The 25889-nt window shown below is 71.6% G+C and carries 13 protein-coding genes and 1 pseudogene; 6 read left to right on the top strand and 8 right to left on the bottom strand.

Features of this window, described 5'->3' with window-relative positions; translation table 11 throughout:
- Positions 1 to 65 precede the first annotated feature (65 nt).
- A complete protein-coding gene (locus ACZ7G3_RS34635; protein ID WP_470930529.1) occupies positions 66 to 12791 on the top strand; it encodes an amino acid adenylation domain-containing protein in 12726 nt (4241 codons plus the stop codon).
- A gap of 750 nt (positions 12792 to 13541) precedes the next feature.
- On the opposite strand, the gene ACZ7G3_RS34630 is transcribed toward ACZ7G3_RS34635, so the two are convergent.
- Together ACZ7G3_RS34630 and ACZ7G3_RS34625 are read right to left on the bottom strand one after the other, a co-directional pair.
- Positions 13542 to 13817: an Atu4866 domain-containing protein gene (locus ACZ7G3_RS34630; RefSeq protein ID WP_470930527.1), complete on the bottom strand. Its 276-nt coding sequence runs from the start codon at positions 13815 to 13817 to the stop codon at positions 13542 to 13544.
- Between the two features lie 129 nt (positions 13818 to 13946).
- Positions 13947 to 14618 carry a response regulator gene (locus ACZ7G3_RS34625; protein WP_470930555.1) on the bottom strand — a complete coding sequence of 224 codons (672 nt, stop codon included), beginning with the start codon at positions 14616 to 14618 and terminating at the stop codon, positions 13947 to 13949.
- A 744-nt stretch (positions 14619 to 15362) separates the two neighbouring features.
- Between ACZ7G3_RS34625 and ACZ7G3_RS34620 the strand changes: the two genes are divergently transcribed.
- On the top strand, positions 15363 to 16514 hold the full coding sequence (locus tag ACZ7G3_RS34620) for a ParB/RepB/Spo0J family partition protein (protein WP_470930525.1): 1152 nt from the start codon (positions 15363 to 15365) through the stop codon (positions 16512 to 16514).
- Between the two features lie 298 nt (positions 16515 to 16812).
- Positions 16813 to 17709 carry a ParA family protein gene (locus tag ACZ7G3_RS34615; RefSeq protein WP_470930523.1) on the top strand — a complete coding sequence of 299 codons (897 nt, stop codon included), beginning with the start codon at positions 16813 to 16815 and terminating at the stop codon, positions 17707 to 17709.
- Positions 17710 to 17825: 116 nt separating this feature from the next.
- On the opposite strand, the gene ACZ7G3_RS34610 is transcribed toward ACZ7G3_RS34615, so the two are convergent.
- From ACZ7G3_RS34610 to ACZ7G3_RS34590, 5 genes are all read right to left on the bottom strand, one after another.
- Positions 17826 to 18023 carry a helix-turn-helix domain-containing protein gene (locus ACZ7G3_RS34610; protein ID WP_470930553.1) on the bottom strand — a complete coding sequence of 66 codons (198 nt, stop codon included), beginning with the start codon at positions 18021 to 18023 and terminating at the stop codon, positions 17826 to 17828.
- Between the two features lie 141 nt (positions 18024 to 18164).
- Complete coding sequence (locus ACZ7G3_RS34605; protein WP_426602466.1) at positions 18165 to 18545, bottom strand: DUF6009 family protein; 381 nt, start codon at positions 18543 to 18545, stop codon at positions 18165 to 18167.
- A gap of 179 nt (positions 18546 to 18724) precedes the next feature.
- The gene (locus ACZ7G3_RS34600) at positions 18725 to 20263 is read right to left on the bottom strand and encodes a DNA primase family protein (RefSeq protein ID WP_470930521.1); all 1539 of its coding nucleotides are present in this window, start codon (positions 20261 to 20263) and stop codon (positions 18725 to 18727) included.
- On the bottom strand, positions 20260 to 21360 hold the full coding sequence (locus ACZ7G3_RS34595; RefSeq protein WP_470930519.1) for a bifunctional DNA primase/polymerase: 1101 nt from the start codon (positions 21358 to 21360) through the stop codon (positions 20260 to 20262). The genes ACZ7G3_RS34600 and ACZ7G3_RS34595 overlap by 4 nt, the downstream gene beginning before the upstream one ends.
- Before the next feature lie 874 nt (positions 21361 to 22234).
- Positions 22235 to 22864 (bottom strand): class I SAM-dependent methyltransferase, encoded by a 630-nt coding sequence (locus ACZ7G3_RS34590; RefSeq protein ID WP_470930517.1) that lies wholly within the window; start codon positions 22862 to 22864, stop codon positions 22235 to 22237.
- Positions 22865 to 22900: 36 nt separating this feature from the next.
- On the opposite strand from ACZ7G3_RS34590, the pseudogene ACZ7G3_RS34585 reads away from it, so the two are divergent.
- Both ACZ7G3_RS34585 and ACZ7G3_RS34580 read left to right on the top strand, forming a co-directional pair.
- Positions 22901 to 23812, top strand: a pseudogene (locus tag ACZ7G3_RS34585) (IS5 family transposase).
- Between the two features lie 162 nt (positions 23813 to 23974).
- Positions 23975 to 24322, top strand: a complete 348-nt coding sequence (locus ACZ7G3_RS34580; RefSeq protein ID WP_470930515.1) for a beta/gamma crystallin domain-containing protein — start codon at positions 23975 to 23977, stop codon at positions 24320 to 24322.
- Between the two features lie 239 nt (positions 24323 to 24561).
- Here ACZ7G3_RS34580 and ACZ7G3_RS34575 read toward each other — a convergent pair whose 3' ends face one another.
- Positions 24562 to 25014 (bottom strand): transposase, encoded by a 453-nt coding sequence (locus ACZ7G3_RS34575; protein WP_470930513.1) that lies wholly within the window; start codon positions 25012 to 25014, stop codon positions 24562 to 24564.
- A gap of 73 nt (positions 25015 to 25087) precedes the next feature.
- Here ACZ7G3_RS34575 and ACZ7G3_RS34570 point away from each other — a divergent pair, with 73 nt between their 5' ends.
- On the top strand, positions 25088 to 25393 hold the full coding sequence (locus ACZ7G3_RS34570) for a Smr/MutS family protein (protein WP_470930511.1): 306 nt from the start codon (positions 25088 to 25090) through the stop codon (positions 25391 to 25393).
- Positions 25394 to 25889: the final 496 nt, after the last annotated feature.

Here is a 25889-nt window from a genome sequence, read left to right as displayed (position 1 = left end):
TGAACGCGCGGGGGAGAGTGTCGTCCCGTGGCACGGTCTCCCTCGATTTGGTGTGAGCAGACGACATGAGTGACGACACCCTCTGGAACGTCCTGCTGGCGGCCGCCCGGGAGGCCCCCGAGCAAGTGACGGTGCACGTGCGCGACGACGGCGGCGAGCTGAACGTGACATACCGACAGCTGCTCGCGGACGCGGTACGGGTCGCCGGGGGGCTGCGGGCGGCCGGAGTGGCGCCCGGTACCTGTGTTCCGCTGGTCGCCGACCGCAGCGAGAACTTCCAGGTGATGTTCTGGGGACTGGTCGGTGCCGGTCTGGTGCCGGTGCCACTCGCCGCGGACGCCCGCCGGGTGGCGCCCGTGTGGGAACACCTGGGCCGGCCGGCCCTGTTCGTGGACGCCGTGGGCGCGGAGGTGGCGCGGGACCTGCCCACCGGGGCGGCCGTGCTGCGGCTGGACGGGCTGCCGGACGGCGGGGCGTCGGACGGGGACATGCCGGACGTGACCGTGCCGGGTTCGCCGGACGGTCTGGCGTTCGTGCAGTTCTCCTCGGGCAGCACCGGGCAGCCCAAGGGCGTCGAGCTGACGCACGCGGCGGTGACGGCCAACCTGCGCCAGATCGTGGCCGTGTCCGATCTGGGCAGTGCCGACGTGGTGGTCAGCTGGATGCCGTACTTCCACGACATGGGTCTGATCGGCACGCATCTCGCCCCGCTCGCCGCCCGTGCCAAGCAGGTCAAGATCGGGCCGCTGGCGTTCGCCCGGCGGCCCGGTATCTGGTTCGAGCGGGCCACCACCCACCGGGCCACCCATCTGTCGGCCGCCAACTTCGCGCTCGCGCTGGCCGTCCGGCGGATTCCCGAGGCGGACCTGACCGGCTTCGACCTGCGCAGCGTCCGGCGGGTGGTGGTCGGAGCCGAACCGATCTCCGCCACCGTCTGGCGCGACTTCGCTCGCCGTGCGCGGCTCGCGGGTCTCGCGGCGCACGCCCTCCAGCCGGTCTACGGGCTGGCCGAGGCGACCCTCGCCGTGACGTTTCCGCCGCCCGGCGAGGTGGCCGTGCCGCTCGCGGTGGAGCGGGGCGCGCTCAGCCGCGGCCGGGTGGTCGACGCCTCCGAGGCGGCCGAGGAGGCCAGTGGTGCCGACGGTGCCGTCGAGCTCATGGACCTCGGTCACCCCGTGCCCGGCTGCTCCGTGCGGATCGTCGATGACGCCGGGCGGGTGCTCGGGGAGCGGCGCGTGGGGCACGTCGAGGTGCGCGGGCCGCAGCTCGCCCGCGGCTACCGGGGGCTGCCCGATGCCACCGCCGCGGCCTTCACCGCCGAGGGCTGGCTGCGCACCGGCGACCTGGGGTTCCTGCGGGAGGGACGGCTGTGCGTCAGCGGCCGGCACAAGGACGTGCTCTTCCTGAACGGGCTGAAGTACCACGCCGCCGATCTGGAGGAGGTCGCCGCCGGTACACCCGGGCTGCCGCCCGGGACGGCCGCGGTGGTGGGCTCCACCGATCCCGTCACCGGCCGCGAGCGCGTGGTGGTGTGCGTCGCCTGGGCCCGTCCGCCACGCTCGGCCGACGAGGTACTGCGGCACGCCGCGGACCGGGTGGGCGAGGCCCTCCTCCACGACGACGTCCGGGTCGTCGCCCTGCCGCCCGGTCGGTTCCCCCGCACCACCAGCGGCAAGATACGCCGCCATGTGCTGCGCGACCGGTTCGAGGCGGGCCGCTTTCCCCGCGTCGTCGCCCGCGCGCCCGGTGGTACGCCGACCGTTGCCGGCGGGCACGGGGCGGGTGAGCGCGACGTACCGCGGTCGCGGGCGGCGGCCGAGCGTGCCGTGCGCGAGGTGTGGGCCGGGGTGCTGGGGCTGCCCGTGGAGCGGATCGGCTCCCGTACGTCCTTCCGGGCGCTCGGCGGGACCTCGCTGAAGGCGATGGAGGTACTGGCGGGGCTGGAGGATGCCCTCGGCCGGCGGCTGGAGGTGTCGGCGCTGCGTGCCGGGGCGGACACGGTGGCCGAGATCGTGGATCACCTGCTGGACGGGACGGAGGCGACGCCGGGGGCACAGGCGAAGCCTGGGACGGAGACGGAGCCGGGAGCGCAGGCGAAGCCGACGGGGGCGCAGGCAAAGCCGGGAGCGCAGGCGAATCCTGGGACGGAGACGAAGCCGGGAGCACAGGCGAAGCCGACGGGGACACAGGCAAAGCCGGGCGCGGGCGCGCAGGCAGAAGCGGACGCGGAGGCGGAGCCGGGGACGCGTGCGGAGGCGTACGTGACCTCGGAGCCGGCGTCGGCGCCGCGGAAGGGCGGCGCGGGTGCGGAAGGCACCGGCGTGTCCGGCCGACGAGCGGACGGCACACTCGCCGTGGTCGGTCTCGCGTGCCGTTTTCCCGGCGCCGACAGCCCCGAGGAGTACTGGCGGCTGCTCACCGAAGGGCGGGACCTCGTCACCCCGGTGCCGCCGCACCGGTGGGGTGACGACCAGGTGCCCGAGGCCCGGTGGGGAGCGTTCCTGAAGGACCCGGCCGGCTTCGACGCCGCCCGTTTCGGGATCGGCGACGCGGAGGCCCACAGCCTCGACCCGCAGGCCCGGCTCCTGCTGGAGCTGGCGCACGAGGCCCTGGAGCGGGCCGGTTACGCCGGCCCGCGCCGCCGCGGCCACCGTGTCGGCGTGTTCACGACGGCCGGGGAGAGCGGCTACCGGGAGCTGCTGGAACGGGCGGCCCGCCGGGACGGCACACCACTGCCGCCCGCCGCGCTGACCGGCAACCTGCCCAACCTCCTCGCCGCCCGCATCGCGCAGAGCTTCGACCTGCGCGGTCCGGCCCTGGCCGTCGACACCGCCTGTTCCTCCGCCCTGGTGGCCCTGCACCTGGCCCGCCGCAGCCTCGCGGACGGCGAGTGCGACATCGCCCTGGTCGGCGGCGTCAACCTCCATCTCACCCCGACCGCGCACCGCATGCTGCACGCCGTGCAGGCCCTGTCGCCGACGGGCCGCAGCCGTGCCTTCGGCGCCGGCGCGGACGGCTTCGTGCCCGGTGAGGGCGGCGCGGTGCTCGTCCTGCGGCGGACGGCGGACGCCCGGCGGGCCGGTGACGAGGTGCTCGCCGTCGTCCGCGGCACCGCCGTCAACAACGACGGCACCTCGCTGAGCCTGCTGGCGCCCCATCCCGCCCGCCAGCGCGAGGTCATCACCGCCGCCCACGCCGCCGCGGCCGTCGATCCGGCCGAGGTGACCTATGTCGAGGCGCACGGCACCGGCACGGCCCTCGGCGACCCGGTCGAACTGGCGTCGCTCGCCCATGCCTTCCCGCCGCTGCCCGACGGACGCCCGCGGCTGCTGGGTTCGGCCAAGAGCAACATCGGCCACCTGCTGAACGCCGCCGCGCTGCCTGGTCTGGTCAAGGTGGTACTGGCGCTGCGACACGGCCAGGTGCCGCCCTCGCCGCACGCCGATCCGCCCGCCGCTCCGGTCGCCGGGGCCGGTTTCCAGGTGCCCGGCCGGCTCGTCCCCTGGCCCGTACCGCCCTCGGGAGGCCCTTTCGTCGCCGGCGTCAGCGCTTTCGGCTTCGGCGGCACCAACGCGCACGCCGTACTGGAGCGGGCCCCCGCGCACGCCGTACTGGAGGAGGCCCCCGCGCCCGCCGTACTGGAGCAGGCCCCCGCGCCCGCCGTTCCTCCGGCCCGCGCGCGGCGGGTGGCGGACGGGCCGCATCTCCTCGCGCTCTCCGCCGTCACACCGCCCGCGCTGCGTGCCCTGGTCCGGGACCTGTCCGGCCACCTGGCCGCACATCCGGAGATCACCGAGGCCGACCTGTGCCTGACCGCGGGAACGGCGCGCGACGGCGACCGCCACCGCCTCGCCCTCGTCTGCGACGGCGACGTACGCGCGCGGCTGTCCGCCCTCGCCGCGGCGGACGGCGCCGCGGACCGCCCGGCCGCAGCGGAAGGCGCCGAGCATCGCCCGGCCGTGGCAGGGGGCGACACCACCGGCCGTCTCCCCGCCGCGCCGGACACGTACACCGGCGTCGTTCGCTCGCGCCCTCGTCTCGTGTTCCTCTTCCCCGGTCAGGGCACCCAGCGTCCAGGCATGGCCGCTGGTCTGTACACCACCGCGCCCGTGTTCCGGGACACCCTCGAGGAGGCGTCCGCGCACCTCGGTCCGTTGTACGGCCGCACCCTGACCGCCTGGTGCACCGATCCCGGCGTCGCCCCGGCCGACCTGGCGCGCACGGAGATCACCCAGCCCGCCATGGTCGCCTTCACCGTTGCCCTGACCCGGCAGTTGGGCGCCTGGGGCGTCGTACCGGACGCCGTCACCGGCCACAGTGTCGGGGAACTGGCCGCTGCCTGCGCGGCGGGCCTGCTGCCGCTGTCCGACACCGTCCGCTTCGCCGCCGAGCGGGGCCGGCTCCTGGCCGAGCTGACCGAGCGGGGCGCCATGGCCGCCGTACGCGGGGCGGACGACGCCGTGGACTCCCTGGTCGCCTCCTCGGACGGGGACCTCTGCGTCGCCGTGCGCAACGCCCCCGGCCGGCTGGTGCTGTCCGGGACCGTGCGCGCTGTCGAGGACGCGGTGGCCGCGCTGACCGCGCGGGGCGTCGCCGCGCGCCGGCTCCAGGTGACGCGCGCCTTCCACTCACCGCTGATGGCACCGGCCGCGCGGGCGTTGTACGACGCCGCCGCCGCTCTGGTGCCGGGGGCCGCCCGGGTACCGCTGATGAGTACTCTCACGGGCGACTGGGTGTCGGCCCCCGACGCCTCCCACTGGCGGGACCACGCGCTGCGGCCGGTGGAATTCGCGGCTGCCGCGCAGCGGTTGACCGAGGACGGTTTCGACACGTTCGTGGAGATCGGGCCCGGCACCGACCTGCCGGCGGCCGTGCGACGGGCCGCCGCGGCCCGGCCCGGCCCCGCGCCGGTCGCGCTCTCCGCCCTGCCGGCCACCCGGGAGGGGGGCGGCCGGGGCAGGGACGCGCTGCTGCGCACCGTCGCCCGGCTGTGGACACGCGGCGTCGCCGTCGACCACGGGACGCTCGCTCCGACGGGACGCCGCGTGCCCGTGCCCACCTATCCCTTCCAGCGGCGGCCCTACTGGCCCGGCCCCGACCCCGCCCGGCTGCTGCACCGGATCGCCTGGACCTCCGCTCCCCTCCCCGAGCCCCTGGACCTGGTACCGGTCACGCTGGTGTCCGGGCCCGACGGCGAAGCGGTACGGGAACTGTCCGGGCGGCTGGCCGCGCGGGGAGTGCCGACGGTGCGGGCGGACACGGGGTCCGCGCACACCGTCGTCCATCTCGCGGGACGTGGAGAGGACGGCACCGGCCTGGCCGCCGCGGTCGCCTTCCGGGACACGCTGCGGGTCTTCGACCGGGTCGGGGCGCGGCGCCTCCTGTTGCTCACCGAGGACGCCCACCGCACCGGCTCGCGGGGCGAGGCGGTGCCGCGTCCCGGGCAGGCCCTGCTCACCGGTCTCGCGTCGGCGTTGCCCGAGGAGACCGAGGGCGCGGGCCTGGCCTGTGCCGACCTGTCCTCCCAGGACACGGCCGAGCAGCGACTCGACGCGGTGGCGGCCGAGTTGTCCGTGGCGTGCGGCGAGGTGTCGGTGGCGGCCTGGCGCGACGGTACGCGGCTGCTGCGGGGGGTCGAGCCGTTGCCCCACGGCGCCGTGGCGCCGTGGACGGACCGGACGGACCCGCTGCCCGCGGACGGCGTCTACCTGATCACCGGTGGCGCGGGCGGCCTCGGCGCCGCGCTCGCCCGGGACCTCGCCGGGCGCGGCCGCCCCACCCTCGTCCTCACCGGCCGTTCCGCACGGCGGCCGACCGCGCTGCTGGCGGAACTCGGCGAGCTGGGCGCCTATGCCCGCTACCGGCAGGCCGACGTCACCGACGAACGGCAACTCGACGCCCTGCTCGCCCAGGCTCCGGCACCGGACGTCGTGTTCCACCTGGCCGGGGTGGCGGTTCCGGGCTCGTTGCGCGGCACCGCCCGGGACGACACCGGCCGGTCACTGGCCGCCAAGACGCTCGGCACCCGGCTGCTGGCCGGCGCACTGCACCGCCACGGGCACCGCCCGGCGCTGTGCGTGGCCTTCTCCTCGGTGGCCTCCGTGCTGCCGGGTGCCGCGGGCGCGCTCGGCGACTACGCCGCCGCCAACGCCTACCTCGACGCCTTCGCTGCGGCCGAGCGGGCCGCCGGCCGCCGCTGGCTGGCGGTGAATCTCGGCGCCGTGGCCCGCACGGGACTCGCCGCCAGGGCGGCGGAGCACGTGCCGGTGCGCGCCGGGGGCGCGCCCCTCTCTCCGGCCGAGGCGCTGCAAGCCCTGCGCGCGGCCTGCGCCGTCGACACCGCGCAGCTCGTGCTCGCCGACATCGGTGCCCCCGGCCACGGCGACGACAGCGTCCCGGCGGCGCCGGTACGGCTTCCTCAGCTTCCGCCGATGGCCGATCAGGACTCCACCCCGGCGCCCGCTCAGACCTACGACGCTCAGACCGCCGACGCCCAGACCGCCGACGCCCAGACCGCCGACGCGCCGGCCTCCTCCGCGCAGGCCTTCTCCGCCCAGAACGCCGACGCGCCGGCCTCCGACGCGCAGGCCTCCGACGCGCAGGCCTCCGACGCGGCCGGCCGTACGTCCGGCCGCACCCCCGGCACCCCCGCACTCGTGCGCGGCCTGCTCGCCGAGGCCCTGCGCCTCCCCGTCGAGGCGGTCGACGAGGACGCGGCCTTCCTCTCCCTCGGTCTGGACTCGCTCGCCGCGGTGGACCTGGTCCGGCGGCTGGAACGTGCCCTCGGCCGGGACCTGCCGACGACGCTGTTCTTCGAGTACCGCACGGTGCGGGAACTCTGTGCCCACCTCGACGCCGACGCGTCCGGCGAGGGCGCGGGCACCGGCCCGGCGGTCCTCACGGAGAGCGCCGTCGCCGAGGGCGTGCCCTTCCCCCTCACCCCCGTACAACTGGCCCTGCACACCAGCAGCGTCCTGTACCCCCGGACTCCGGCCCGCGGCTGGGTGCGGCAGACCGTCCACGGGCCCCTCGACCCCGGTCTGCTGCGGCGTGCCCTCGTCGCGCTCGCCGGGCGGCACGGCATGCTGCGCGTGCGGATCGCACGGGGCGACGGCTCCTCCCCCGTACCGCGTCAGACGATAACGGCGGGCGCGGACCCCGCCGGGTGGTTCGAGACCCGGCCGTGCCCCGAGGGCGAGGACGCCCTCAGGGCTGTGGAGACCGAACTGGTCAACCGGCCCCTCGACCTCACCCACGAGCCTCCCCTGCGGGCGCTGCTGCTGACCGGTGAGGCCGGCGTGGCCCACCTGCTCCTGTCCGTGCACCACGTCGCCGCCGACGGCTACAGCCTCAACCTCCTCAGCACGGAACTGTGGACGCTGTACACCGACCTCGCCCTGGACCGCGTCCCGGCCCCGCTGCCGGCCGCCGCCGACTTCGCCGCCCACGCCGGCGGCGTGCGGCCCGCCGTCCGCGCCGAGGACACCGCGTACTGGACGGCCCGCCTGGCGGACCGCTCCCCCATGACGCTGCCCTACGACGGCCGCCCGGACCCCGAGGAGGGCCCCGGGCCGATCGTCACCGAGCACCGCGTCCTGGACGAGGACCTCGTCGCCGTCCTGCGCGAACGGGCCGCCCGCTGGAACGTCTCCCTCTTCCACCTCCTGCTCGCCGCCTACGCACGCTGCCTGGCGCGGTGGAGCGGACGGCGCGACCTCGCGGTCAACGTGGCCCGCGCGGGCCGCGACGCCCGCACGCCGGGGAACGACCGGCTGGTCGGCCCCCTCGCCGACACCCTGCCGCTGTTGCTGGAGGCAGACCCTGACGAGCCGCTGCCCCGGCTCGCCGAACGCGTGCGGCTGGCCTGGCTGGACAGCGAACGGCATGCCACCGTCAGCAGTCTCGGCCTCGCCCGGCTGCTGTCCGGCGACGCCTCGGGGCCGCGGACGGCGAGCCCGGCGAGCTTCAGCTTCGCCCGCTTCCCCGCGCCCTTGGACCCGGACTGCCCGGTCGGGGTACGGCCCACCGCGGCGGGCACCGGCTCGGCCGCCACCCGGCTGAACCTGCTGTGCTGGGAGGACGGGCCCATGCTGCGGCTGTCCTGGAACTTCCCCGAGGACGTCCTCTCCCCGGCCACGGTCGCCCGTCTCGCCACCGCCTTCGAGCGGGAGCTGCGCGGCCCGGAAACCGCCGGTACCGCGCCCGAGCCCGCGAGCGCGGCCCGGTCGACCGTGGTCGGCCGGCTGCTGGAACGGTTCCGCGCGGCGTCCGACGCGGTCGCCGTCGACGACGGCCGGCTCCCGGTGACGTACCGGGACCTGGACGCGGCCACCGGCGCCCTCGCCCGGCGGCTGCGGGAGAACGGCGTACGGCGGGGTGACCTGGTCGGCATGCTCACCTCTCCGGGCCCCGACACCGTGATCGCCGTCGTCGGCATCCTCCGGGCGGGCGCCGGATGGGTTCCGCTGGACGCCGAGTACCCGGCGGCGCGGCTGGCCGGGCAGACCGATCGCTGCGGGGTGCGCGTGGTCGTGCACGACGACCGCACCCGGGCCACCGCGCGGGCGCTGACCGCACTGACGGCCCTGCCCGTCACCGGGCCCGACGACGGGACGGCCGGGCACGCACCCGGTGATGCGGCCGACGCCGACGCGACGGCGTACGTCATCTTCACCTCCGGCTCCACCGGCCGCCCCAAGGCGGTGCCCATCACCTTCCGCGCCATGGAGAACTACCTCGACTGGGCGGCGAGCACCTTCGCCTACGGTCCCGGCGACCGGCTCGCCAACACCTCCTCGCCCTGTTTCGACGCCTCCGTACGGCAGTTGCTGGCGCCGCTGCTGACCGGTGCCACCGTGGTGACCGCCGACCGTGACCTGGTGCGCGATCCGGAACTGCTGCTGCACCATGTGGCGCGGGCCCGGATCACCGTGTGGAGTTCGGTGCCGTCGCTGTGGGAGCGGCTGCTGACCGCCGCCGAGAACGTCGTCCGGCGCGGTGAACCGCTGCCGGACCTGTCCGCACTGCGCCTCGTCCACGTCGGCGGAGAGGTGCTGTGGGCGGACTGGGTGCGCCGCTGGTACGACCTCTTCGGGCCGGGGCAGACCATCGTCAACCTCTACGGACCCACCGAGACCACCATCAACGCCACCTTCCACGTCGTCACCGAGCGCCCGGGCGATCAGGTCGCGGCACTGCCCATCGGCCGTGCCGTCACCGGGACCGAGGTGCTCGTCGTCGGCCCCGAGGGCGCGCCGACGGGTCCGGGCGGCACGGGGGAACTGCTGATCGGAGGCGTCGGACTGTCCACCGGTTACCTCGGTGAACCCCGGCTCACCCAGGCCGCGTTCACCGAGCGGGACGGTCGCCGCTGGTACCGCAGCGGCGACCGGGTGGAGGTGCTGCCCGACGGCGCCCTGCGATTCGTCGGCCGCCTCGACGACCAGGTGAAGATCCGGGGTCACCGGGTCGAACCGGGTGAGGTGGAGGCCGTCCTGCGCGACCGTGCGGACATCGCGCAGGCGGTCGTGCTGGCGGACGCGGGGCGGCTGTCCGCGTTCGTCGTGCTCAGGGACGCGGAGGGCGGCTCGGAGGGCGGCTCGGAGGACGGCTCGGAGGGCGGCTCGGAGGGCGGCTCGGAGGACGGCGCGGGCGTGGACGCGGTGACGCTGCGGCGCCATCTGGCCCGGTCGCTGCCGCCCTACATGGTGCCGGCCCGCATCACTGTGCTGGACGCCCTGCCGCTGACCGGCACCGGCAAGGTCGACCGGCGGGCACTGCCGACGGCGACCGGCCGGACGCCGGTGGCGGACGCACCGCCGTCCGGCGCCGGTGACACCGAGGAGCGGCTGGAGCGCATCTGGTGCGAGCTGCTCGGCGTCGACCGGGTCGGGCCGGACGACGACTTCTTCGAGCTGGGCGGCGATTCGCTGCTGGCGCTCCAGGTGTTCGACCGGCTCGCCCGGTACGGAGGCGGTCCGCTGCCCAGGCCCACCGCCGTGTACCGGCACCGCACGCTGGCCGCGCTGGCCGAGGCCGTGGACAGGGCGGCCCGGGAGGCGGGGCCGCGCGCCCCCGTACAGCCCGCCTCCGACGACGGCCCGGCGCGTCCGGCAGATCCGGCGCATCCGGCGCGTACGGCGCGTACGGCGCGTACGGCGCGTACGGCGCGTGCGACCGACCCGGTGGCCGCGACCGACCCGGTCGACGCGGCCGACCCGGTCGACGCGGCCGATCCGGTCGACGCCGAGCGGGCGGACCCGGCCGTCCCGGCGGCCTTCCCGGTCACCCCGAGTCAGCGCGGGTTCCTGCTGGCCGAGGCCCTCGCACCCGGTGCCGGGGGGTCCTGGCTGGCCCGGCTGCGGCTGGCCGGCCCGCTCGACCGGGAGCTGTTCCAGCGGGCCGTGGACATCCTGGTGGCCCGGCATCCGATGCTGCGCACGGTCTTCCCGGCCGGGGCGCGGCCACCGGTGCAGCAGGAGCTGCCCGCGTCGCTGCGGCTGCCGGTCGGCTTCGCGGCCGTGTCCGGGCCGCAGGAGCTGGCGGAACGGGTCGAGGAGGAGCGGCGCCGCGGCTTCGAACCCTGGGCCTGGCCCCTGCTGAGGCTGCGGGTGCTCACCCTGGCCCCGCACGAGCACGTACTGGTCGTGCACGCCCACCACTTGATCGGCGACGGTTACAGCGCCGCTCTGCTGCTCGGTGAACTGACCGCCGTGCACGACGCCCTGAGCGGCGGTGTGACACCCGCGCTGCCCGCGCTGGACACCACCTTCCGCGACTTCGCGCGCCGTGTCGCCGGGCAGGCCGCGGTACCGGGGAGGGAGGAGGACGGCACGCGGCGCCGGCGGGCGGCGTTGTCCGCGCCCTACGCCGGACCGGTCCTGCGCGTCGCGGACCGGGACGGGACGTCACCGCGGTTCCACTCCCACGGCTTCGTCCTGGACGCCACCGTCACCGGCGCGCTCCGCAAGGTCGCCGCCGACGCGGGCGCCACCCTGTACGCTCCGCTCCTCACCGCCTACCACGGGGCGCTCGCCGCCCTCACCGGCCAGGAGGACCTGATCATCGGCGTGGCGGTGTCCGGCCGGGACCATCCGCTGCCCGGCATCCACCGTGTCTTCGGACCTTTCGCCACCGCCGTCGCCGTCCGCCCCTTCGGGCCGGGCGCGCAAGCCGCGCCCGGGGACTTCGCGCGGCGGGTGCGCCGGGTCGTCGAGGAGACGGTCGACGCCCGCGTCCACGAGGACGTCGTACCGCGTGACTCCAGCGGGTTGCCGCTGACCTCGCAGTTCTTCTTCACCTTCCTCGACTTCGGCGCGCTCGGCCGGCGCGGTGGGGACGTCCTGGCCGTGCGCTGGGACGACGAGGAGGACAGCGGCTTCACACCGCCCGCGGCCGGGACGGACGTGTTCCTCGCGGCGCGGCCCGACGGGGACCGGCTCAAGGTCACCCTGCGGGGCGCGGCGGCGGCCTTCGACCCGGACGCGCTCGCCACGCTCGCCGACGGGCTGCGCGAACGGCTCCTCCGCGCCGTGCCGGCCACCGGCCACCGGCCCGTGGTTCCCCGGGCCGTACGGCGGGCCCCGCGGTCCGCGGGTGAGGACCTGGACGCCGCGCTCGTCGGCTATCTGCCCGCTCCCGCCCACCTTGCCCGGCTCGCGGGGCTGCCGGAGACCTCCTCGACGCGTGAGGACGTCCGTCGCCTGCTGTTCCCGGGCGGCGCGCCCCGGCTGCTGGAGACGACCTCCACGCCGCTGGGCCGGTCCGGCTTCGTCGCGCTGCCGCTGTTCGCCGACGAACTCGCCGGCGACCGGGCCCTGGCCGGTCACGTGGTGCGGGCCGTGCGGACGGCTGCCGCGCTCGGCGCCCGTTGTGTCTCACTGGCCGGCATGATTCCCTCACTGACCGGCTACGGTTTCGACGTCATGCGCGCCGACCGGGCCGCGGCGGCGTCCGTCACCACCGGGCACGCGGCCACCGTCGTCTCCGTGGTCCGCACGGTGCGTGCCGCACTGGCCGCGGCCGGCCGCGACCTGGCCGGCCTGGAGATGGCCGTGGTGGGGCTCGGCTCGATCGGCGCCTCGTCGCTGGAGCTGCTGCTCACCCTGGCCGAACGCCCGCCCGCCCGGCTCGTGTTGTGCGACGTGCCCGGCAGCGAGCAGCGCCTGCGGGAACTGGCCCGGACGCTGCGGGAACGGGGGCTGGCCGGGGACGTCGCCATCCGCGTCTCCGCCCCGGACCTGCCTGACGCCGTGTACGGGGCGGGGCTGGTCGTCGCGGCGGTCAGCGGGCACCGCGCCCTCATCGACGTGGACCGGCTGCGGCCCGGTGCCGTCGTCGTGGACGACAGTTTCCCGCACTGCTTCGACACCGGCCGCGCGCTCGCCCGGATGCGTGAGCGCGGGGACGTCCTCGTCGTGGGCGGCGGGCTGCTCGCGGTCGGTGACACGCGGCGCGACCTGGCGGACGGGCTGCCCGGCGCCGTCGCCGTCGCCGAGACGGCGGCCCAGTACGGAATCGCCGGCACGCTGGCGTCCTGCCGCGCGGAGTCCCTGCTGCACGCCTCGGGCGCGGACGTGCCCCTGGTGCGGGGCCTGGTCGATCCGCCCACCGCCCTGGCCTACTGGCGGGCCGTCGAAAAAGCCGGGGTCACCGCCGGGCCGCTGCATCTGCTGGGCGACGTCCTGGAACCGCTCGCGGTGAGCCCGCCCGCTGTCGCGGCCGCCGGGACGGGCCGGGCTTCTCAGGAGGTCACCGGGGAGCGGGCCGGCACCACCGACATCCAGGAGTGATCGCGGGGCGCGGCGCGTGGTCGGGCCGCGCGTGAGCCGGGTGGGCCGCCGCGTCGCCGTCCGGTCGTCGCGGAGCAGGGGGCGAAGTCACCGGCCGCGTCGTCCCGTTGGCCTTGCGCCGCACTGGGGTTCCGTAAGCTGGGGACCGGGGGCGCACGGTGTGGAGGGGACAAGGCATGGACGGCGACGGTCCGGCGCGGTGGCATACCGGCACGGAGGGCCGCGGGCGGCGGATCACCACCACCCTCCTGATGTCTCTCGCGGCCGTCCGCGACGCCGATCCCACCGGTCTTGCCGTCCCCGTCCTCCGTCTGGCCTCTCTCCTCGATCCCGACGGCCATCCTCACGCCCTCTGGACGCGAGCGCCCCTTCTCTCCTTCCTCGCCGCTCATCGTGTCCCACCCGCGGAGAAGGGCACCGCCCGCGGCACCTCGCAGGTCACAGCCGGCCAGGTGCACGCGGCCCTGCGGCTGCTGCACCGTCATGCGCTGCTCGTCTGCGATCCTCGTGCCGACCCTCGTGCGGTCCGCGTCCACGCCGCCACCGCCCGTGCCGTCCGCGAGACCGTCTCCGACACCGATCTGCCCGGCCTGGCGGTCGCGGCAGCCGACGCGCTCCTGGAGGCGTGGCCCGAGGACGACCGGCTCCAGGCCGAGCTGGCCGAGGTCCTGCGTGCCAACACCGCCGCTCTGGCCGACCGCGCGGACGGCCACCTGTGGCGCCCCGACGGGCACCCCCCCCCCCCGAGTCCTACCGGGCGCGCGGGTCGTTCTCGCGGTAGAGGACGAGGTGCTCGTGGTAGAGGATGCCGTCGCGGACGTCGCCGGTGGCGGTGAAGCCGGTGTCGTCGACGTAGTCGAGGTGGTTGCCCGTGACGGTGTAGCGGCCGGTGTAGGCGCTCCGGCGGTTGCCCCGGGCCTCGTCGTAGCGGCCGTTCGGGAGCAGTTCCTGGCGGATGTGGCCGTCCGCGGTCACCCACATACCGGCGTACGGGTGTGGCTCGCGGGGAGTGTCGTTGCCGTTCATGGCTTCATCCTCGGTCCTACGGCGGGACCCAGCCAGGTTGCCGTTTTCCTGGGTGGAGGACTCCTGGGTGCAGCGCACCCATCCTCGTGACCAGCGGGCGTCGCCCGGTTCGGAGCCCTTCCGGGTCTCTCAGTCAGTCGGTATCCCGGACGGGCGGACCAGTCCGCTTTCGTAGGCGAAGATGGTCACCTGCACGCGGTCCCGCAGGGCCAGTTTGCCGAGCACCGCGCTGACATGCACCTTCACCGTGCCCACGGCCAGCCCCAGACGCTCACTGATCTCCGCGTTGCTCAAGCCCGTGGCCACCAGAATCAGGATCTCGCGCTCGCGGTGGGTGAGGCACTCCAGCGCCCCGGCGACCTCCGCCTGAACCGGCATCCCTTGGGAGAAGGCCGCTATCAAGCGTCGTGTGACCGCGGGGGCGAGGACGCCGTCTCCGGAGGCGACGACCCGTATCGCGGACAGCAGATCGTCCGGACCGGCATCCTTGAGCAGGAAACCGGAGGCTCCCGCGCGCAACGCGTCGTACACATAGGCATCGAGGTCGAACGTGCTGAGCACCAGGACCTTGGCTCGGCTGCCGTGCCGCGTGATCAGCCGGGTGGCCGTCAGCCCGTCCATACCGGGCATCCGAATGTCCATCAGCACCAGATCGGGGTCGAGTTCGGCCGCCATCGTCACGGCCGCTTCCCCGTCCGCGGCCTCGCCGACCACGGTCATGTCGTCTTCGGCGTTCAGAATGGCCACGAAGCCCGTACGAACGATCGCCTGATCGTCCACAACCAGCACACGTATGCTGATGGCAGCTCTCCTTGCCTCACTCGGGCAGGGCCCGTCGCCCGCACCACATCTTCCCACGGGGGGACAGCGGCGCAACGTGTTCCCCCCCCCCTGCCTCGGGCCGCCCTGATCGGGGCCGGCTGGTCGCCCGAGGACAGCTCCGGCTCCGGGAACGCCCGCTGCTTCCCCGCCCGGTCGCGGACGACAGCAGTGCCCCCACGGCCACGTGGCAGGCGTAGCGAGGCTCTGATATCGCCGCGAGCGGGGTGGCATCTGCCTGTACCGCCCGGGAACGCCGGCCCGCATCCTGCTCACCGGCTTCACCCCCGATGGTGGGAGCGCGTCACCGACCTGCTGCGCATGACTGCTGCCGGCTCCCGCAAGAACAATCGGACTGGCCCCTCGACGAAACGGGCGACGCACACCGCAGTGAGCGCCTTCCCACGGCACCGCAGCTTCATGGTCGACGCGAACCGTGACGCCTTTCACCGCTGACCGCTGGTGCCGAGAGAAGGCGACACGCCTGGTCCAGGCCTGCCACCGGTTTCGGCCTCCCGCTCGTTGCACGGCTCGGCCCTCAGCGTCGTTGTGCGCTGCCTGCTTCCTGTGGAGGGGCGGGCTCCGTTCGTCAGACCAGGCGGGCAATTGCTTCCAGAGCGGTCAGGTGATTGCGGGGCAATCGCTGGGCCGCGAGACACGACTCAAGTTGTGTGCCGCTAGGCTCAACCGTCGCGTCCGTTTCGGCACGACTCATGCGGAGATGTCATGTCAAAGAAGCCCGGCCTCAGCCGGAATCTCGCCGCGGAGCGAGCAGCACGCAGGGCTGCGACCCAACAAGCACGCCTGGTGCCGCAAGGGCTGCCGACTGTTCACCCGGACCGGCTGATGCCGAGCCCCGAGAACGGTCGAAAGAAGCTTCACAAGATCGATGAGCTCGCCGAGACTCTACGCACCGACGGCATGAACACCGCCATGACGGTGCTGCCGCCTGACGTCTACGTCTCGATCTACCCCCAGCACAAGGCGGCCGTGGAGGCTCGGGTGGCTGAGGGCGTCCTCTTCGTCGTGCATCACGGACATCGCCGGCTGGCTGCAGCGAAGTTGGCGGGGCTCACCGAGGTTCCCATCCTGGTACGCAGTGATGTGCCGAGCCTGCGCATCGCTGCCATCCAGGAGAATGTCCAGCGGATGGGTCTCAACCCGATTGAAGAGGCCACCGAGTTCCAGGAGGCTCTCAACGAGAAGGACGAGAGAGGGAAGCAGCTCTCCCAGCGGGAGCTCGCCAAGCGCGTCGGGTGTTCGCAGACTTATGTGTCCCATCGGGTGGCGCTGCTGCGCCTCGTGCCGGCGCTTCAGCAAGCAGTGATCGATCACTGGCTCAAGGAGCAGCAACTACTTGAGGAGGGGGCGGACACATCGGACGGCCCGGGTCGCTTGAAGCTGCCTGTCCGGGAGGCCGCAACGGTCTGTGCACGGCTTCGTCCCGACCTGCAGGACGCCTTTGCGCGGGGCGAGATCTCTGCGGAGCAGGCTGTGGCTGACAGCAAGGTGCCGCCGGCTGAGCAGCAGATCCGCGACGAACCTGCAGAAGACGCTGATTGCGCCGCAACCACCAAGTCCTCGGATGCTGCGAACACCAGCCTCGATCATCTCCCTGAGCAGCGAACCGAATTCGCGGGCGAAGACAGAGAGCGATCGGACCCGTCCCAGGATGCACCACCTCGGGGTCGCGCAGACGACGAACGCTCTGCGACAGGAACCGATACGCGCACCGAGACCAAGACCGCGACCAGCACGGTGACCGAGGACCCGCGAGGCGTCATCGTCGTCAGGACCGTAGAGGACCTCGCTCGGAACATCACCGAACTCCTGTCCCAGGATGAGATCGAAGAACTCAAGCGGCATCTTTCCGCCTGAGATGGACTGTTGACCAATCGCCCAGCGCCCATGCGAAGCTGGGTGACTGGTGCGCACGATGAACAACCCTGTGCCGTCCTCCCGGCCAGGTTGCAGCTGCCACGTCTGACCCGAGAGTCAGCCTCGGCGCTCGTGCGGGCATTCGTGATTGCGCCGCAATCATCCCGGCACCGAGAAGGGCAGCCCACACCTCGCGGCGGGCACGCCGCCCCGCTCTCTCATCGGCGTCCCACTGCCGATGCTCGCACCACACGCCCACCGACACTGATTGCGCCGCAATCACCTGTGGAGGCTCATCATGACTTCACCCACCCCACGCGCCACGCCAGGCAACAAGATCGCGCGAGTCATCTCCCTCACCAACCAGAGCGGCGGCGCAGGAAAGACGACCTCAGGCGTCAACATCGGAGCCTGTGCAGCCCACCTCGGCTACACGACTCTCGTCATCGACGCAGATGCCCAGTGCGATGCCTCTGCAGCACTGGGCTATGACAGTCCCGATGACGTCCAGAACCAGGCCAATCTCTACGACGTCCTCACCGGTGCGGCGGAGATCGAGGAAGCTGTGGTTCCCGCCATGGCGGGCGCCTACGACGACGACAGCGCCAAGCCCATCCCGAACCTGCACGTGGTCTTGGGTTCCAGTGAACTCGAGGAAGCAGAGCAGCTCCTCGCCCCCAAGACAGGCCGTGAATTCTGGCTCAAGAGGCAGATCGACCGCATCCGGGACACCTACGACCTCATCCTGATCGACTGCCCGGGCAACCTCGGTCTCATCGTCGTCAACGCCGTCGTCGCTTCTGACGAGGTGGTCGCCTGCGTCAAGCCGGGCTGGAAAGAGCTGCGGGCCCTCACACGGATGGAGGCGAAGATCGACGACATCCGCGACACCTTCTCCGTCATGGGCGCAGAGGCTGAGCTGTCCCACATCCTCATCGTGGATTGCCCCACGACTCGCAACCAAGGCGCTGTCTATGACGACAGCCAGCGGCAAGCCCGGGACGCCTACGAGGAGCTCGTACTCCCGAGCGTGCGGCGAAGCCCTCGAATCCCGGAAGCCTACGCGGCGCAGAAGGTTCTACGCCTGTACGACCCTGTCACGGAAAACCCGTCCAAGCTCACCGTCGGCAACGCCTCCTCTGCGACCGATGACTACTACCTCGTTACGCAGGCTCTGGGCTTCACCAAGCGCTGAAGTGATTGCGGGGCAATCACTCAGGCCCGAGTACGACGAAGACAGCGGTTCCGGCGCGGAACGCAAAAGAGGCTCGGCTTCCTGCGATCCTCATCCTCTGCAGGAGAGCCGGGCCTTCAGCTGTGACGCCGCCCAGATCGGCCGACGGGTTCGGCGGTGGCGCCTTCGCGGTGTTTGCGCAGTTCCCGGTAGAGCGTGGAGCGGCTGACGCCGAGTTCATCGGCGACTTGCTCGGGGATCGCGCCGTCCTTGTTCCGTTGAGCGGCTCCGGCGCGGGTGGTCGCGTTGAGTTTCGCGGGGCGGCCGGCCGGCAGACCGCGGGCTGAGGCCGCTCACCGATCGCCGTGTACGGACGGCTGCTGTCTTCACCCGACACCGCTGCAGGCCATCGACTGCCCCGACGGCACGGCCGACGGCTAGCACGTGGGGAAGAGCACGTTGACTTCCGAGCTGACTCAAGAGGTTCCGGCGGTGATCGCCGGTCCACGCTGAGAGCGCTCGGTCTTCGTTCCGGGCTTCTTGGGCTCGATGGTGAGCGGGTCCACCGCTTCGCCGGGAGCCCCCTCCTTGTAGAGGCCGTGGGGAAGACTGTCCCGATCATGCGGGAGCAGGAAGAACACGCGCCGCCGGTACAGGCCGCTATCGGGGTCGGGTTCGGCGCTGTCATCCAAGCGGGCGTATCCGACCATACGGCCGTCGCGGAGATAGGGGGGCTTGGTGTTCCGCCGCCTGGTCTTGTCCAGGGTCTGGCGGACGTAGTCGAGCGTTTCGGGGTCTTCCAGCCACACCACGTCGTCTTCGCGGGCGAGGTCGCATTCGGTCAACAGCGAACTCATGGCTGCAGCCCCTCCTTCGTCAGCCGGCGCGGGCGGGGCCAGCCGGTGTGGTTGTCATGGCTTGTACAGGGGGACGAGCCCGTACAGGGTGGGCACCTGCGGGCGGCGGGCCCGCAATCCATCGTAAGGCGACTTGCCGCATTGAGGCAGACCTCCCTGCCGGTCCACGGGGCACCTCGTCATTCACTCGTTACCAGGGCAAGATTCGGGTAGTACTTCCGACCGTTGGACTTGATCATGTCGTTGGGTGATGCCAGCCCCAGTTCCTGACGCACCCGCGTCGCAAAGGCCCTGGCCGTGGCGGGCCGGAGCCCCTCCCCCGCATGGCACCAGGCACTGTACTGAGTGTAGAGAAGGCCCTGCTCGACGCGCATGTCACAGCCCTCCGCAGCCGGCCCACGGGTACAGCACTCGGACAGGAACCGGCCGATGTGGTCCTCGGTGGTCGCGTAGGCGGTAGTAGCGATACGAACCCGGTCGGGGCCTTCGAGCGGATCGCGCGTGGCAAGGTAGCGGCGGGCCCCCTCGATGAGCCAGTGCAGGATCCCGGGCCCCTCGTCGCGGACGAGTTCGAAGGCCAGATTGTCGATCTTGCGAGCGTCGGAGACGACGCGTTCGAAAGGCAGCAGGCGAATACGCCGCCAGAACGCGAAGCCTCCGGTGGACACCTCAGGGCGGTGGTTGCCCAGCAGCCACAGGTGATGCGTCGGGGTGAAGGAGAAGTAGTCCTGCCGCATCCGTCGTGCCTTGATCTTGTCTCCACCCGTCAAGAGACGTACCCGGGCCTCGTCGAACTTGTCGTTCGGCTTCAGCTCGCTGCACACGACCAGGCGTCGCCCGTGCAATTCGGTCAGCTCCGTGGAGTGTTCGGAGAACGCCCCCCGGTCCATCAGGAATCCGGGAGGTGCGGCGTCCGCGTAGTCGCCCAGGATCTGGATCATCGTATCGAGGAGGACGGACTTACCGTTCTTGCCCTGCCCGTGCAGGAAGGGCAGAACCTGGGCTCCGACGTCGCCGGTGATCGAGTAGCCGAGCAGCAGGTGCAGGAAGTCGATCATCTCCCGGCCCTCTGCGTCGTCCCCGAAGGTGTCCACCAGGAAACGCTGCCAGCGGGGGGCAGCGACGGGTTGCGGCGCCACACTTGTGGCCCGGGAGTGGAAGTCCCGAGATGGGTCAGGCTTGCGGAGCGCTCCGGTGTGGAGATCAACAATGCCGGCGGGAGTGCACAGGGCATAGGGGTCGCCGTCGAGGGTGTCAGGGTCGACGGACAGATCCGGGGAGGCCTTGGCCTGTGTGAGCAAGGCTTTCATCCCCGTCGTGGACAGTGTCCGGCGCTTGTGGGTGCGCAGCTCACGCTCGCTGTACAGGCCGCCGGGATCAGTGTCAGCGAGATCCTCGGCCATCTCGCCCGCCGCCCACAGCGCGGCTTTCTCCCCGCCACCACGCTTCCACCGGTAACCGTCCCAGGCAAACCAACCGAGCCCTTCGACGTGCCGGAATTGCTCTCGGTAGATCTGGACGAACAGCCGCGCATTACCCCGGTCGGACAGCGACTTGGGCATCAGACCGCTGGGAACGTGGGTTGCCAGGGGCTTCGCGGCGCCGCTCTGGGCAGGCAACAGCCCGCCCGCGGGGGGCGCCGGCGCTTCCCGCAGGTCAAGCATCTGCTGGGCCGCAGCCTGGGCGTCGAACGGCGGCATGTTGTCGGCGCTGCTCATGAACGTCCTTGGAGATGGAGCGGTCGAGCGGCCCCTGCAGTCAGGGCGTCGCTGATGATTCTGGCGTTACGGGTGTGCTGCCGGGGGCGGGCCTGGTCTGCTGTCTCTTCCAGGAGCAGGCGTGCGTCGGCCTCGTCGAAGTGGCCGCCTGCAACAAGGCCTCCGGCGGTGTAGGCCGCCCGGTTCAGCTTCTCCGTGAAGGCCGCTCCTTCCGACAGGGCCCCACAGGCTGCGACCTCGGCGATGAGCGGGTCCAGTACGCGGCGCGCACCGGCTGCTCCGGACACACGGCGGGCGCATGGAGCCGGTACAGAGGGCCGGGCCGCACGAGGCGGGGTGATCTCATGCCCGGTACGCGCCAGTTCGGCATGCAGCCACTCAGGCAGGGGTGCAGGCAGACGGGCCGACCCCACCGGTTGGTAAATGCCCTTGTTGGTGCGTGTGGTGGGCGCGACAATGTACCCGCCCGTGGCCCGGACGTCGACCTGCCAGGCCAGGGCTACCTTCGGGCTTGACCCTGTTGAGCAGCGTAGGGGCAGGCGACCATCGCGCTTCCTGTACCACACGTGCAGGCCCCCGGAGGGTGTGCGCACACGCAGGGTTGTGTGGTCGTGGGCAGGGTCTTGGCGGCCACGATAGGCTGCCAAGAGGGCCAGGGTGTCGAAGCCTGAGGCCAGTCCAGTGAGGTTGACGGGTTCGGGGATGGGGATGCCGGGCAGCAGCCTACTGCGGTCAGGGATCGCCGCGGAGTGTGCGTCGATGTCAAGCACCACGAGGTTGGCGGGCCCGGTGGCCACACCTATTCCCGACGAAGGGGAGGCGGACCACCAGGCGTCAATGAGCGCCGGATCGGTGGTTGCGGCGTGGAACCCGTGGCAGGGACGCCCGGCTGGCAGACACGGGCACTGTGCGGGCGTGTGACGGTTCTCCCTGCACTTGGCGCAGTTGGCCCGAGGGGTCTTCCTGCCAGGGGTCAAAGGGTGCACGGGCCAGGCCTGCGCGGCACACCAGCGGGCTACGGCATGCGGCGTGGTCGGCCGAGTCTCAGACCCGGAGAACTCACCGGAGCGCAGCACGTGGATCCTTCTCGTCGGCATGGGTCTCTGAAAAGGGAAACCACCTGGTCAGGTGGGCTGTTGACGTAGCCTCAGGGACCGAAGGGACTATGTTTCGGGAATGAGTGTAGAGGCTGAGCCGTGCGACGCCGTGCACCTGGGGCGTCGCACTATTCGTACCTGAGTCCCTTTGGTCCCTTGGGAATATCACAAGGGAAGTCCCTTTTGGCGTTTTTTGCGAGTGCCGAAGGGACTCTGGGCTTAAGACTCTCTCACGCCTCGACCCGGCCCGGCGTGCGAGGCGGGTCAGAGGGGGCGGGGGCCGTCCGGGGGACCGGAAGGGACCACCGCAGGGGCCCAGAACCTGTGGCAGGGACGGGAACCCCTTCGGTCCCTCACTCCAAAAGCGCAGGTCAGACGAGGTCTCGCCCAACCCGGAGGGACTGAAGGGACCAGACTCTCCAATTATGAGTGAGAACAAGTATAGGTACTACGACCCTACTCATGCGCGGGCGCATGAGTAGACATGCAGGACTAACTCATAATTGGAGAGTTCGGTCCCTTCAGTCCCTGGCTGAGTGCTAACACATGCTCTGAGCTGCGCTTTTACTACAGGGACCGAAGAGAGACTGAGAGGGTTTCAACCCCTGCCCAGGCAAACTCCCGCCCCCGGCCGCCGGTCTGGGCGCCCAGCCCCCGGCCGCGGCCTTCGTGGGCATCGACACCGACGCTGAAAACGCCCCAGCCGCCCCCGCTCTGGCCGACAGGGCCAGCCGTCGCTCGTCGAAACGCGCGCGGCAAGCACCGCGCGCCCGTGCCCCCTAGGGGGTGTCTGATAATTCCGGTCTGATCAGCGAGATTCGGCTGAGCTGGCAATCCGGAGGTGCGCCGATCGGCTGGGGGGACTGGGCAGTGGCTACGAACGGCGGGCCAGTAGATGGGCGTCGAGGAAGCCCCGATCAGAGGATGGATCGTGGAGCAGCCGGGCGAAGGGATCGAGCCCAGCATCGCCCAGCAGTTCGGCGAGGCGATCCACCGGCCAGCTGTAGGCGGGCGCCACCTTGTGGTCGAACCGGACCGGTTCTTGTCCGTCGGTCCCGAAGAAGGAGACCAGGAGCAGACCGTCCGGTGCCAGGACGCGTACCTGTTCGGCGAGCAGCTCCGGTAGTTCCTCCGAAGGGGTGTGAATCATTGAGTAGTGGGCCAGTACGCCGCCGAGCGCGGCGTCCTCGATCGGCAGGGATTCCATCCGCGCCTCTTGGAAGCGCAGCGCCGGATGGGCCTGCCGGGCGTGGTTGACCATGCCGGGGGCAAGGTCTAGTCCGAAGGCGTCCAGGCCGAGTTCGTGCAGCATGGCTGTCAGATGTCCGGGCCCGCACCCGACGTCCGCTGTCCGCAGGTTGCCCGTCGCGCGCACCAGTTCGGCGAAGGTGCCGATCATCGCCCGGGAGAAAGGCTGTGTTTCCAGCCGGTTTGCGAACAGCGATGCGTACAGCTCGACGACACCGTCGTAGGCCGTCCTGGTCTCGTCCTGATGATTCGCCACGGGCAGGACTCTATAGCCGGTCTGATAATTGATCTTGTGGCAGGTCGAGGTGAGTTGACGGATGCGGCATGGAGGCGGATAGAGCCCCTTGTGCCTCAGGTGGACGGACGGGGCCGTCCGTGGCGTGATCACCGGCAGGTGGTCAACGGGGTGCTGTGGCGGCTGCGGACCGGGGCTCCGTGGCGGGGTCTTCCCGACCGGTTCGGGCCGTGGCAGACCGTCTACGAGCGGTTCGCCCGCTGGGAGGCGGACGGCACCTGGGCACGGTTGCTGGAGCACGTTCAGGTCCGCGATGACGCGGTGGGCCGGGTGGAATGGACCGTCTCCGTCGGCTCCACCATCAACCGAGCCCACCAGCACGCAGTCGGCGCCCGCAAAATGGGGATGTGAACGGGGACGAACTGGAAGATCCGGGCCGCTCGCAGGCGCGCCAGGCCCTCGGCCGCTCCCGAGGCGGACTGACCACCAAAGTCCATCTCGCCGTCGATGGCCGGGGCCTGCCCCTGTCGATTGTGCTCACGCCCGGCAACGTCAACGACGCGACGGCGTTCGGCCAGGTCCTCGACGGCATCCGCACCCCGCGCCTCGGCACGGGCCGCCCGCGCACGACACCGGACCGTGTGCTGGGTGACAAGGCGTATTCCAGCAGGGCCATCCGCCATCTGCTGAGGCGCCGGGGCATCGCTGCCACGATCCCCGAGCGCCGCGACCAGGCGGCGAACCGCCACCGACGCGGAGCCCTCGGCGGCCGGCCGCCGGCCTTCGACAAGGTCACCTACCGCGACCGCAACGTCGTCGAACGATGCTTCGCCCGCCTCAAGCAGTTCCGCGCGATCGCGACCCGGTTCGACAAGCTCGGCGACCGCTACCGTGCCGGAGTTGTCCTGGCTTCCTTGATCCTCTGGCTCCGCGAGTCCACGGGGTAATCATTTGTCAGACAGGCCCTAGCTGGAGACGGCCCGCGCAGTCGCAGACAGACGGACCGTCACGAGAAAACAGCATCACCGGAGATGGAGTGAACCAGCCGACCCGAGAGCTCGTTCAGAGTGATGTGGACCGAGGTCACCCTCCACTCACACAACGAGAATGCATCCTTCACTAGGGGTAACAATGAGGCGCTCACTCACGCGAATCATCGTCGGAGCCGTCGCCACGGGGTTTGCGGCGGTCGTCCTGCCGATGAGCTCCGCGGCGGCCCTCAACGGCACGCCGTGCAGCACGAAGGCCGGCCCGAGGACCGACATCGTCAAGATCACGTACAACAAGGGCGCCAGCGAGACGTGTCTCGCCAACGCCGGCCTCATAGAAAGGCACTTCTCCAACGTGACCCGGGTCAGCTCGGGAAACAACAAGATCCGGTTCGTGTCCAACGGACGCACCTACAGCATGGAAAAGTGGCAGAAGAAGGTCGTCGTGGACGGCACTCCGCAGCGCATCACCCGGCTGCGCATTCTCTGAGCGTACCTATGCGATATCGAAGCCCAGGCCGCTTCCGCGGGGCTGGCCCCGTCCGGCGCCTGCAGGGCGAACGCCTCGCCCGCGCAGGAGACGGAGGCACTCGTCGTGGTCGTAGCCGCGGACCGCAGCCGCGGTCCGCTAACGGCGCGTCGGCAACGTCGTCCGGTGGTGCCGCCCGCGGCTGGGTGCTTGTCGAGCAAGGGCAGGAGTTCGGTGACGTCGTTGCGTTTTGCCGCCGGTCAGCGACACCGCGAGCGGGATGCTCTGGCCGACGGTGAAGACATGGTGCTTGCTTCCCCAGACGTGTGCGGCCGACCGGGCTGGGACCGTTCCCGCCCCCTGGGTGCAGCCCGGAGGTGGGAGGAGTCGATCACTGTCCTTGACCAGTCCAGCTTGTTCTTCGACCGCAGCATCTTCAGCAGTACCGCATGCAACTGGCCCCAGACACCTGCCTCGGTCCAAGCCGCCAGACGCCACCAGCAGATCTTGCCGGGAGCGAAGCCCAGCTCCTGCGGCAGGCACTGCCACTGGATGCCGGCATGCAGGACAAGCAGGATTCCGTACAACGCCTCCCTGTCCGGCGCCCTCGGCCGACCCTCGCCCTGTCCCGGCCCTGGCTCCGGCAACAACAGCTCGATCCCCGACCACAATTCATCCGAGACGAGCCACGGCCGCGACGGTCTCTTCCTCACGACCACACCAAAGATCCAGCGGGACGACAGTCACGTATCAACAGATTCTGTTAGAGCCAGTTGAGGAGACAGATTGATCACCGTAGATCTGCATCCGGTTTTCAGGAACAATCGTGATATTGAGCTGACGCTGCGACAGACAATTCTCAAAGCGGTGCATACAGGCGAGGATGTCGTTCAATTCATTCCGGGTAAAGGATCAGGGCAGCTTAAGCAACGGGTACTGACGTTCCTCGCGCAGAAGCACATCAAGAAGCTGTACCACGCTGTCGAAGCCCTTCCAGGCAACAGTGGCAGAGTCCTTGTTCGCATGGCTCCGCCCGGGGCACGCTCCGCTGCCCCAGTGGACGACGAGGAAGACCATGACTGGGGCATGTGATGAAGGAGTCGGTGCTCGGTGAGGCCGCAGGCCCGCCATCGGGGCTGCGGCCTCACCGAAAGCCCTTGAAGCCAGAAGCGTCCTTGGGACGGGCTGACCGACTTGGTGGTCGGGTTGAAGTGCTGTTTCGCCCAGTCCGTGAACTTCCCGACGTAGGCGGAGTCGGCCCACACGAGTGCGTTCACAGGGTGTATCAGACGCAGACGAAACAGGACTTCCTGTGCCGCTGCCGCGTCATGCAGGTCCGCGGGGTGACCCTCACCAAGGAGGAGCCTGTTGAGCCGGCACGGAGCGCGGCGCCGGTGTTGCCACCGTCCGTCTCTCCGTGCCGCTCGCCGAACCCGGCGTACCCGTCTCCGAGTACCGGGCTCTCCACGGTCTCTGCCGTTCAGGCGTGGTTAAGAGGTCATCTCATTTGGTGAGTCTGCGGTAGCAGATGAGGGTGCAGGCGATGCTGGTGAGGGCGAGGAAGTGTTCGGCCTTGCGTTCGTAGCGG

This window comes from Streptomyces sp. NPDC037271, from assembly GCF_055603605.1.
Note: the sequence above shows the minus strand (reverse complement) of the source record. Positions and strands in the feature narration are given on the sequence as shown.

Bases quoted from the DNA above. Each gene is read 5' to 3' on its own strand.
- ACZ7G3_RS34620 (WP_470930525.1), top strand. From the start codon at position 15,363: ATGTCAAAGAAGCCCGGCCTCAGCCGGAATCTCGCCGCGGAGCGAGCA.
- ACZ7G3_RS34605 (WP_426602466.1), bottom strand. From the start codon at position 18,545: ATGAGTTCGCTGTTGACCGAATGCGACCTCGCCCGCGAAGACGACGTG.
- ACZ7G3_RS34635 (WP_470930529.1), top strand. From the start codon at position 66: ATGAGTGACGACACCCTCTGGAACGTCCTGCTGGCGGCCGCCCGGGAG.
- ACZ7G3_RS34630 (WP_470930527.1), bottom strand. From the start codon at position 13,817: ATGAACGGCAACGACACTCCCCGCGAGCCACACCCGTACGCCGGTATG.
- ACZ7G3_RS34615 (WP_470930523.1), top strand. From the start codon at position 16,813: ATGACTTCACCCACCCCACGCGCCACGCCAGGCAACAAGATCGCGCGA.
- ACZ7G3_RS34580 (WP_470930515.1), top strand. From the start codon at position 23,975: ATGAGGCGCTCACTCACGCGAATCATCGTCGGAGCCGTCGCCACGGGG.
- ACZ7G3_RS34595 (WP_470930519.1), bottom strand. From the start codon at position 21,360: ATGCCGACGAGAAGGATCCACGTGCTGCGCTCCGGTGAGTTCTCCGGG.
- ACZ7G3_RS34600 (WP_470930521.1), bottom strand. From the start codon at position 20,263: ATGAGCAGCGCCGACAACATGCCGCCGTTCGACGCCCAGGCTGCGGCC.